Annotated in this window: 1 protein-coding gene; it reads left to right on the forward strand. The window is 67.2% G+C overall.

Going from position 1 to position 1,582, the window contains the following annotated elements:
• Positions 1-1,582: (Fe-S)-binding protein (locus JK359_RS38450; RefSeq protein WP_201844372.1), on the forward strand; the 1,582-nt coding region annotated here is incomplete at both ends.

The following is a 1,582-nucleotide window of genomic DNA, read 5'->3' on the forward strand; positions in this document are numbered from 1 at the left end:
CGCTGAAGACCGACATGGGTGTGGCCTGGCACCGGTTCCTGGCCTTCCCGAACATCTGGTTCAAGCGCAACGCCACCGGTGAGACCTCCCTGGGCGCCCTGCTCCCGATGACGAGCGGCGGCAAGCCGATCGACTTCACCGATCCCGGTGACGACGACGTCTTCGGTGTCTCCCAGGTCGAGCAGTTCTCCTGGAAGGGCCTGCTGGACTTCTCCACCTGCACCGAGTGCGGCCGCTGCCAGTCGCAGTGCCCCGCCTGGAACACCGGCAAGCCGCTCTCCCCGAAGCTGCTGATCATGTCCCTGCGCGACCACGCCCACGCCAAGGCCCCCTACCTGCTCGCCGGTGGCGGCAAGACGATGGAGGGCGAGGAGAAGGCGTCCCAGGAGCAGCTGGCCGGCGTCCCCGCCGCGGCGCTGGCCGAGGCCGAACGCCCCCTGATCGGCACCGCCGAGGACAACGGCGTCATCGACCCCGACGTCCTGTGGTCCTGCACCACCTGCGGCGCCTGCGTCGAGCAGTGCCCCGTCGACATCGAGCACGTCGACCACATCGTCGACATGCGCCGCTACCAGGTCATGATCGAGTCCGCGTTCCCCTCCGAGGCGGGCACGATGCTCAAGAACCTGGAGAAGAAGGGCAACCCCTGGGGCCTGGCGAAGAAGCAGCGCCTGGAGTGGACCAAGGAGGTCGACTTCGACGTCCCGGTCGTCGGCAAGGACATCGAGGACCTCACCGAGGTCGAGTACCTGTACTGGGTCGGCTGCGCCGGCGCCCTGGAGGACCGGGCCAAGAAGACCACCAAGGCCTTCGCCGAACTCCTGCACATCGCGGGCGTGAAGTTCGCGATCATGGGCGGCGACGAGAAGTGCACCGGCGACTCCGCCCGCCGCCTGGGCAACGAGCCCCTCTTCCAGGAACTCGGCATGGAGAACGTCGCCGCGCTGAACACGGCGTTCGGCGAGGAGCTGGACGACGACGGCAAGGTCACGGACGAGTCCCGGAAGCCGAAGTCGGCGAAGAAGATCGTCGCGACCTGCCCGCACTGCCTCAACACCCTCGGCAACGAGTACCCGCAGCTCGGCGGCGACTACGAGGTCATCCACCACACCCAGCTGCTCCAGCACCTCGTCGACGAGGGCAAGCTGATCCCAATCACCCCGGTCGAGGGCATCATCACCTACCACGACCCCTGCTACCTGGGCCGCCACAACAAGATCTACACACCCCCGCGCGAGATCATCGGCAAGGTCCCCGGCCTGCGCAACGAGGAGATGCACCGCCACAAGGAACGCGGCTTCTGCTGCGGCGCCGGCGGCGCCCGGATGTGGATGGAAGAGCGCATCGGCAAGCGCATCAACAACGAACGCGTCGACGAGGCCCTCTCCCTCAACCCCGACATCGTCTCCACCGCCTGCCCGTTCTGCCTCGTCATGCTCACCGACTCCGTCAACGGCAAGAAGAACGACGGCAAGGCCAAGGAATCCATCCAGGTCGTCGACGTCGCCCAGCTCCTGCTGGACTCCGTCAAGACACCCGCCGACCCCGCCGACGAACCCGAGACCAAGAGCGAACCGGAGCC

The sequence above is a fragment of the Streptomyces actinomycinicus genome, from assembly GCF_016741775.1.
GTDB classification, from domain to species: Bacteria; Actinomycetota; Actinomycetes; order Streptomycetales; family Streptomycetaceae; genus Streptomyces; species Streptomyces actinomycinicus.